We start from the raw sequence: 8,933 nt of genomic DNA on the forward strand, positions 1-8,933 counted from the left end.
ACTCTTCACTCTTCACTCTTCACTCTTCACTCTTCACTCTTCACTCTTCACTCTTCACTCTTCACTCTTCACTCTTCACTCTTCACTCTTCACTCTTCACTCTTCACTCTTCACTCTTCACTCTTCTCTTCATCTCCAGCGCCAACGTCGTGAGCAACACCCGCCACGCGATCCGGAGGGTGTCCCGAATGGCCAGATAATGGCTCGTCTGCACTCCGTCGACGAAGCCGAGATCGATCGGCACCTCGGTGATTCGCAGCCCGAGTCGTGCACCGATCACGAGCATCTCGCTCTCCGCGGCGAATCCCTCCGAGTCGAATCGAACCTTCCGGATGAAGTTCCGGTCGTACACGCGGAATCCGCTCTGCGTGTCTTCGATGCGAATCCCGGCAGCCAGGGAAATGGTTCGCGCGGAAAAACGATTGGCGAGTCTCCGTCGCCGGACCATCTGGTCGAACAGATGGCTCCGAGAGCCGATCACGAGATCCGAATGGGACTTTCTCCACTCGTCGATCAGAACCGGGATGTTCCGCGGGAGATGCTGTCCGTCGGCATCGAGAGTGATCACGGCGTCGATGTCTCTCGCCATGGCCAGCGAATGGGCCGTCTTGAGGGCTGCGCCCTTGCCGCGATTCGCGCCGTGGGAGACAACCTCGACATTTCGCGAGCGAGCGACTTCGGCCGTGAGATCGGTGGAGCCGTCGTCGATCACGACGATCGAAGCGCCGAGCTCGGAAGCCACCGGAAGGCAATCATCGAGGACTCCCCCGAGATGGGAAGCCGCCTGATAGGCAGGGATGGTGATCAGAAGTCGGTCGCGGCTCATCGCGAGAGTACGGCGCTGACCACCGCGCCACCCGGCGCGATGGCGTTGATCAGGATGTGATCGAGTACTTGCTCGGTCGTCGTGACCGTGACGGGAATCTCTCCGAGATCAGACTCATGGAAGCCGGGAGAGGGGAAGAGGATCTGGTGCCGCAGGCCGAGAATAGCCGAGGCGATCTGGTGTGCGCCGCCCCCCGTCCACTCCCCGAAGCAACCCTTCGTTGCGACCACCGGCGGGCAGCTGGGGCCAAAGAGCTCGAGCAGCGCTTCGGCTTCGAGCGCGTCGCCTTTGCGGCTTCCGTTGGCCGACGCCCAGACGGCGCTGATGTCGGATGGTTGCAGTCCCGCGTCGAAAATTGCGGAGCTCATCGTCTCCGCGACGGCTTCCGATCCCGATCCCCAGTCGGAGAGGGTCGCGGTCGTGTCCCTCCCGGTCGCGAAACCGCTCAGACGGCAGAGCGGGGCGCCATCCGAATCACGATCGGAGAGGAGAAAGAATGCGCTCCCCTCTCCGGGAAGCACCCCATTGCGCCGGCGATCGAATGGTCGGACTGCCTCGTCGAGATCACCGTCTCCGCGGGCGAGAGCTCCGATCCGATCGAGGACTTCGTAGATGATCTCGTTGATTTCTTCCACTCCGCCAACCAGCGCCGTGGAAGTGGTTTCCTTTGCAATCTGCAGCCCGGCGAAGCCGAGAGCGAGCAGAGCCGATGTGACGCTCTGGGTGAAGGTCACGTTGAATCCGGTCAGCCTCCACTCGATCGCGATGTGACTGCCGGGCGCGTTAGCGACCGACTCCGCGAAAAGCTGAGGGGGTGCCAGGCCAGGACCTTTTTCGAGGTATTCGTCGAAGTATCGGACCGAGGTTTCCACAGGCCCGAAGGCGGTTCCGAGCGCGAGGCCGGTCGCTCGATCCGCGAGATCGGTGATTCCGGAGCTGTCGATTGCCATTCGGGCTGCTGCCATGGCGAGGCGGGAAGACTGATTCATCCGGCGGAGTCTGGCGGGACTGATGAAGTCTCGGGCAGAGAAGTCCGAAATGATTCCCGCGCATGACGAGCGTAGCGAGCTCGTATCGAATCGCTCGGGTGGAATCGGAGATATGGCGGTGTGTCCTGATTTCAGCAGCTCGAAAAATGCGTCGACTCCGGTCGCCCCGGGGGCAACGATACCCAGGCTTCGAATCGGGACCGTTCTGTCAGCCGGCATCCGTCCCCTGTACGCGACCGAAGAGCAGTGTCACGTTGCTGCCGCCGAATCCGAAGGTATTCGAGATGGCGCGATCGATGCGCATCGGCCGGGCGCTTCCCTCGATGTAGTCGAGCGGACACTCGGCGTCTCTCTGCGACCAGCGGAGAGTCGCCGGAGCCGTCTGCTCGAGCAGGGACATGACGGTGACGACCGCCTCGACTCCCCCTGCCGCGCCGAGGGTGTGGCCGAAGAACGATTTTGTGGACGAGACCGGGATCGCGGCTCCGAGCGCCGCGGTGATGCCGCAGGATTCCGCGGGATCGTTCAGTGGAGTTCCCGTTCCGTGCGCGTTGACGTAGTCGACCGCTTCGGGGGCGGTTCGGCCGTCTCTGAGCGCGGCGCGGATTGCGCTGGCTGCGCCTCGGCCATCGGCGGGGGGCGCGGTCGCGTGATGGGCGTCGCACGAGGCACCGTAGCCGAGAAGCTCGGCGAGAATCGTGGCACCTCGTTTTTCCGCCTCATTCCAGTCTTCGAGGAAGAGGAAGCCGGCGCCTTCCCCGAGTGTGATTCCGGCGCGCCGCGAGTCGAACGGCTTGCAGGGGGTCGGGTCGACGGCCTGAAGCACATTGAAGCCGCTGTAGGTGAGGCGGCAGAGCGCATCGGTTCCGCCGGCAATGGCAGCGACGGTACGGCCGGAACGGATCATGTCGGCTGCGAAGCCGATCGAAGCACCTCCCGAAGCGCATGCGGTAGCGTTCGAAGCGACGCCGCCAGCGAGTCCCAGCGCTGAGGCGATTGCGTCGGCGGGCCCCGAGGTCGGCTGCTGCAGGACTTTCGTCAGGGGCGCGGTGCGGTTTCCTCGTTTTCGTCGCGCGGTGTACCACGCTTCTCCCTCCAGAAGCCCGCCGGTCGAGGAACCCACCGACACGAGCACGGCGTCGGGGAGGACGGGTTGGCCCGCCGAGCTCGCATGCTCGAGCGCCTGCTTCGCCGCGATGATGCCGAGCTTGTCCGAGCGGGAGAGTCTCCGGTCGATCTCCCTTCCAAGGGCGGTCTCGAGCTCTCCCTCGACTTCGGCGGAGACATCGGTGGGGAAGGTTTCACCGGGAAATCGGGAGAGCTGGCCGAAACCGCCGGAGGATTCGCGAATCGACTGCCACACCTCTTCCCGGTTGCGTCCGATCGAACAGATGATGCCGAGGCCGGTGACCGCGACACGCCGCGAGAGATCGGGGATTCTCACGGGGATCCTCCGGGAGGGCTGAGGGTGAGTGTGGCCGAGGCGATCTGCACATCGTCGATCATAGCGGTCGCTTCGAAACGATGGAGATTTCCGAGCGAGGTCAGAGCCTTCACCCGGAGAGCCACGCAATCACCGATCACGGGGGGCTGTTCGACCGAATACCGGTCGATCGCGACGAGCTGGCCGGGCAGAGCATCGGCTCCGAAGGCCATCCGTCCGGCAGCCTGGGCCATCGCCTCGACGAGCCAGAAGTCGGGCGAGAAATCCCGGCCGGCGTCATTGGCCGAGATGAGGGAGCCGGCGGTGACCGAGTCTTCTTCCGGGGAGCCGATCGAGGAGACCGCTCGGAACGGAATCTGGTGAGGAAGCTCCTTTTGCCAGCTGGTCAACCGGCCTTTTCCGTTTGCGGCCGCCGCTCTTCGACGAAGTCCGCCAGTGTGGCAATCGACCGGAAGTGCTGTCTGGCCGATTCCTCGTTACGGATCTTGATCCCGAACTCGCTTTCGAGCATGACGACGATTTCGAGCGCATCGATCGAATCGAGCTCGAGTCCTCCCGCGAAGAGAGGCTCATCGTCTTCGATGTCGTCTGCTGAAAGATCCTCGAAGTTCAGGCGCTCGACGAGCTGCTCTTTGAGCTTTCGTCTGAGTTGTTCGTTGGTCAAATCTGTCCCTCCGACTGTGATGTCAGATGTGCCGTGGGTAGTGTATTCCACGGAATTCTGGGGGCAATGACGCCCAGCCACCCCTGAATGCGAACGAGGGCGTAAAAAATGCCCAGTCTCCAGCGTGCGACATTTCTTTCGAAGGCATTTCCAGCGAGCAGGCCGATCACGACTTCGACCAGCCCGAAAGTCTCCTTCGGGTTGAGGAAGACCTCGACGAACTCTCGGCGGTAGAAGTGGCGGATGATGACGAGGTATCGGCCGAGCGCCGTTCGCATCTTTCGCTGGTATCGCTTCAGCCCCCGCGTCGAGCCGGTTCGGAGGCGTCTGTCGACGGCATCGGCGGCGATCTCGGCAGATTTCATGGCGATGAAGACACCGGTCGAGAAGATCGGATCGATGAACCCGGCGGCGTCCCCGACGACCACCCAGTTGTCCCCGTGCATGGTCTTCATCCGATAGGAGAAATCCTTGCGCGCGTGGATCTCGCTGACTCGCTCCGCATTTCCGAGGCGATCGGCCAGGTACGGAGTCGCGCGAATCGTCTCCTCGAGGATCTCGGCGGGCTTCATGTTCGCCCGGACGAAGGCATCCCGGTCGACGACCAGCCCGAAGCTCGTCGTTTCGCGGTCGATCGGTATCAGCCAGGACCAGCCATTCTGAAGGACCGTGATCACGATGTTGCCGGCGTCGCGACCCTCTCCGCCCGGGACCACTCCCTTGTAGTGGGCGAAGATCGCGATTTTTCTGAGCTCGGTGCGATCGGTGCGATCAGGCGAGATCCGGGCGAGGATCCCGTCCGCCCCGGTGGCATCGACGAGGAATCGGGCATCGAAGGTCTTCTTTTCACCGCTCCGGGTGGCCTCGAGCCGAACCCGCTCCGGATCGTCGAGATCAACGGACGTGACCGTCCACCCCTCGAGGAGCTCGGCGCCTCGCTCGACTGCCGTGTCGAGCAGCATCTGATCGAACGACGATCGCCGCACCTGGAAGGCCATGTGGTATTTGTCCGGAAGGTAGGTCGAGAACCGGAACTTCTGAGAGACCCTCTTGCAGCCGGTGTTGAATTCGGCGCCGTATTTCTCGACGAAGTCGCCCTCCAGGACCTTGTCCCACACGCCCAGCTTCTCGAAGACGTCGTTGTTGTAGGGGAGGAGACTCTCGCCGATCTGAAAACGTGGAAACGAAGCCCTTTCGATCAGCATCACCGAGAGGCCTTTTTCACGGAGAAAGGAAGCCGCGGTGGAACCGGCGGGCCCCGCCCCGACGACGGCGACGTCGAAGGGAGCTCGATCAGTCATGAAAAACCATCTGTCGAAGTTGTAGCATAAGGTCGTGAATGTCACCAGAAACCGGTCGGCGGAACCGGATGTGGAGAGGTCCGAGTGAGTCGGGTTTCGTCAATTGCATATTCATTCGAGCGGCTCGTGGCGCAAGCGCCTCAGCTGCCTGCCATCCACGACGGGGAGCGCAGTCATAGCCGGATCGAAATACTCGAACAATCTGCTTCGGTCGGGAATTCACTCCGGGGCGCCGGTCTCGGCGAAGGGGCAGTCGTTGCAGTGCAGATGCGGAACTCGGCGGCTTTGATCGCAGCCTACCTGGCCGGTTTCAGAGAACGGTTCGTCCTGGTCCCGGTCGATCGTGACGCCAAACCGGCGGAACTGAAAACCACGATCGATTCGTTCGGCGTGGAAGCGATCGTCATCCAGCCCGATGGCCATGTAAAGATCGAGCGCGTCGGCAATCGTGGCGCTGCCCCTGTTCCTGCCGGCACCGCGCTGATCAAGCTGACCTCCGGCTCGTCCGGTTATCCCCGGGGAGTTGCGACGAGCGAGGCGAATCTGAAGGCCGATTGCGAGTCGATCTCCTCGACGATGGGAATCGGATCCGACGATGTGAATCTGGGTGCCATTCCGCTCTCTCACTCCTACGGATTCTCCAACGTCGTGATGCCCCTTTTTCTCCAGGGCACTGCGGCGGTGTTGTCGAACGACTACATGCCGCACTCGGTTCTCGACCTGAGCAATCGGGGCGGATGCACGGTCGTGCCGGGCATTCCCCTGATGTTCGACCATCTCTCGGCCCTTCCCGTCGGGGAAGGAGATTTCCGCACCGTCAGGGTGTTCCTTTCGGCGGGGGCTCCGCTCAAGCCTGCGACCTCCAGAGCGTTCCGCCACCGTTTCGGGATCGACATTCATACTTTTTACGGAGCCAGCGAGTGCGGAGGCATCGCCTACGATCGGAATGGAGGCGCGGTTGAGGCCGGCTCGGTGGGGACGGCGATGGAGGGGGTCGAGTTGAGCTTCGATCGCGAGGGAGTGCTCGAGGTGACGAGCCCCGCCGTCGCGCTCGGGTACATCGGGGCGAGCGAGGAGGAATCCTCCCGTTTTCACGACGGCATGTTCAGGACCGGCGACTACGCCGAGCTCGATGCTGACGGCCGGCTCCGCCTGCTCGGAAGGGTAGGGGATCTGATCAATGTCGCCGGGCGGAAGGTCAATCCGAGGGAAGTCGAGCGGATCGTCTGCGAGCTCGACGGCGTTCGCGACTGCCGCGTCTTTGGTGTGGAAGCGGGGGCTCGGGGGGAAGTCGTCGCGGCTGCAGTGGTGACCACCGGTTCGGTCTCGGTCAGGGACGTCCGCCGATGGTGTGCCGCGCGGCTCTCGAGACACAAGGTCCCGCGGGTCGTGAAGTTGATCGATTCGATCCCGGTGGACGAACGCGGAAAGATCCGGAAGAGCGAGCTGCTCGCCCTCGATTGATCGCGCGATCGTCGGCTAGACTCCCGACATGATCGACCGACCGCTTGATGGGGACCTCGAGGAGTTTCGGCGAGCGGCGCATGCCACCGTCGACTGGATCGCCGACTATCTCGCGACCCAGCGGGATCGCCCCGTGCTGTCGACTCTTCCTCCGGGGTCGGTCTCGTCGAGGGTTCGTCCACCGACGCGAGGGGGGCGATCCTACGAAGAGCTCCTGGCCGAGCTGCGGGAGGTGATCGTTCCCGGCGTCACCCACTGGAACCATCCTTCGTTCCATGCCTATTTTTCGATCACCGGGTCCGGCGCCGGCATTCTGGGCGAGCTGTTGTCCGCAGCGTTCAACGTCAACGGAATGCTCTGGAAGACCTCTCCGGCAGCGACCGAGCTCGAGGAGGTCGCGGTCGAATGGGTGAGGGAGATGCTCGGTCTCCCCGAAGGGCTGTTCGGGATCATCAACGATACGGCGTCGATCAACGTTTTCCTCGCTCTGGCCGCCGCGCGGGAAAAGGGAGGAAACGAAGTCCGGAACAGCGGTGCTGGATCCTCCGGAAAACCGATGACGGTCTATTGTTCGGATCAGGCCCACTCCTCCATCGACAAAGCGGTGATCGCACTGGGACTGGGGCTGGACGGGTTGAGGCGCGTCAGCTCCGATGCGCTCTGCCGCATGGATCCGGCCGCTCTGGAGCGAGCGATCGAGGATGATCTGCGGAGCGGACGGCACCCGGTCGCCGTCGTCGCGACGACGGGGACGACATCGACCGCCGCGGTCGATCCGGTGAGGCAGCTGGGCGAGATCGCGCGGCGGCATGGAGCGTGGCTGCATATCGACGCGGCATATGGCGGTTCGGCCGCCATCGTGGATCAGTACCGGTGGATCTTCGACGGCGCAGATCTCGCGGATTCGATCAACGTCAACCCTCACAAGTGGCTCTTCGTCCCGATCGACTGCAGTATTCTCTGGGTCCGCGATCCGGAGACGCTCCGCCGCACGTTCAGTCTTGTCCCCGAGTACCTGAAGACCCGGGAAGAGGATGTCGTCAATTACATGGATTACGGGCTTCAGCTCGGCCGGCGGTTCCGTGCTCTCAAGCTCTGGCTCGTTCTCGCCCATTACGGCCGCGAGCGGATCGCCGGCCGGATCGCGGACCACATCGAGTACGCGGAACGTCTCGGGCGGGAGATCGAGCGAACCGAGGGGCTCGAGCTCGTCGTCCCGGTCTCGATGAGCGTGGTCGTGTTTCGGGTCGTCCGGCGAACCGAAGGGGGAGGCGAGGACCGGCAGTGGTCGGAAAGAGAGACGGAGGCTTTGCTCGAGGCGATCAATGCCTCAGGGAAAGCCTACGTTTCACACACGCGGATTCGCGATCGCTATGCAATCCGCATTGCGATCGGAAATGGCGCGACGGTGTGGTCCGACATCGAGAAGCTGCTCGAGTTGATCCGGATCGAAATCGGGGATTCTGTCGCCCGCTGAAGCGGGCTCGACAGTTGAGGTGCCACGTTCCTGTCCCCCGGCTGAAGCCGGGGGCTATGATCTGGCGCCGCCTTCGGCGGCTCCGTCACCGGCGTCGGTTTCGAGCGCCTCACGAACCGGCACGGTCAGTGTATGCGCCTGGAACTTGCTCGCCACAGTTTCGATCGGATAGTTTTCCGGGCCGGTCGTGTTCGGTTCTGTCGCCCGCCCTTGAGAGACGTTGAATCTGCGAGATCGGCTCCGTCCGATTCGCCGATCGAGCGCGCCTGACACTTGAGCCGGTCGTGTTCGATTCTGTTACCGCGCCGAGTTCGCGAAACCGGGGCGATGATCGAGTCTTTCCCAGCCCGCCTCCGCGGGCTACCGACGTCGACGGCCCTAGAAAACGTTGAATCTCCGAAGATCTCCACTTCCCAGCCCGCGGTCCGCGGGCGAAAGAACGTCGACCCCCTCAATAGATCTTGAATCTCGCGAGATCTCCACTTTGCATCAGCCCGCTCTGCGGGCGAAAGAACTTAGCCCCCGGCTTCAGCCGGGGGTTGGAGAGCCTTCGCACAGAATGTCGAGCCCGCTTCAGCGGGCGACAGATTCTCGCCATTTACGCGGATCGCGATCCGAGGTAATGTCTGGAGTGTCCACAACACCCGCGCGATTTGTCCGGCGACAAATCATGAAACATAGTTACAGCGCGATCTTTCATCACATCGTTTTTTCGACACGACAACGCCAAGCTGCGCTCGACTGCGAGCTCGAGCTACGCCTCTTCCC

General features: G+C 62.8%; 8 protein-coding genes. 2 read left to right on the top strand and 6 right to left on the bottom strand.

Annotation, left to right across the window (positions count from 1 at the left end):
* Positions 1 to 103 precede the first annotated feature (103 nt).
* The 6 genes from KY459_16540 to KY459_16565 are packed head-to-tail and all read right to left on the bottom strand — an operon-like array spanning position 104 to position 5,224.
* On the bottom strand, positions 104 to 826 hold the full coding sequence (locus KY459_16540) for a glycosyltransferase family 2 protein (protein MBW3566316.1): 723 nt from the start codon (positions 824 to 826) through the stop codon (positions 104 to 106).
* Positions 823 to 2,034, bottom strand: a complete 1,212-nt coding sequence (locus tag KY459_16545) for a hypothetical protein (protein MBW3566317.1) — start codon at positions 2,032 to 2,034, stop codon at positions 823 to 825. The genes KY459_16540 and KY459_16545 overlap by 4 nt, the downstream gene beginning before the upstream one ends.
* Complete coding sequence (locus KY459_16550; GenBank protein MBW3566318.1) at positions 2,024 to 3,259, bottom strand: beta-ketoacyl-[acyl-carrier-protein] synthase family protein; 1,236 nt, start codon at positions 3,257 to 3,259, stop codon at positions 2,024 to 2,026. Before KY459_16550 ends, KY459_16545 begins: the two co-directional genes overlap by 11 nt.
* The gene (locus tag KY459_16555; GenBank protein MBW3566319.1) at positions 3,256 to 3,648 is read right to left on the bottom strand and encodes a hypothetical protein; all 393 of its coding nucleotides are present in this window, start codon (positions 3,646 to 3,648) and stop codon (positions 3,256 to 3,258) included. Before KY459_16555 ends, KY459_16550 begins: the two co-directional genes overlap by 4 nt.
* Positions 3,645 to 3,923: an acyl carrier protein gene (locus KY459_16560; GenBank protein MBW3566320.1), complete on the bottom strand. Its 279-nt coding sequence runs from the start codon at positions 3,921 to 3,923 to the stop codon at positions 3,645 to 3,647. Before KY459_16560 ends, KY459_16555 begins: the two co-directional genes overlap by 4 nt.
* On the bottom strand, positions 3,920 to 5,224 hold the full coding sequence (locus tag KY459_16565) for a tryptophan 7-halogenase (protein ID MBW3566321.1): 1,305 nt from the start codon (positions 5,222 to 5,224) through the stop codon (positions 3,920 to 3,922). Before KY459_16565 ends, KY459_16560 begins: the two co-directional genes overlap by 4 nt.
* A gap of 84 nt (positions 5,225 to 5,308) precedes the next feature.
* Here KY459_16565 and KY459_16570 point away from each other — a divergent pair, with 84 nt between their 5' ends.
* Positions 5,309 to 6,688 (top strand): acyl--CoA ligase, encoded by a 1,380-nt coding sequence (locus KY459_16570; GenBank protein ID MBW3566322.1) that lies wholly within the window; start codon positions 5,309 to 5,311, stop codon positions 6,686 to 6,688.
* 28 nt (positions 6,689 to 6,716) lie between these two features.
* A complete protein-coding gene (locus KY459_16575) occupies positions 6,717 to 8,165 on the top strand; it encodes an amino acid decarboxylase (protein MBW3566323.1) in 1,449 nt (482 codons plus the stop codon).
* The last annotated feature ends 768 nt before the right edge of the window (positions 8,166 to 8,933 follow it).

It is taken from the genome of Acidobacteriota bacterium (assembly GCA_019347945.1).
GTDB lineage: Bacteria > Acidobacteriota > Thermoanaerobaculia > Gp7-AA8 > JAHWKK01 > JAHWKK01.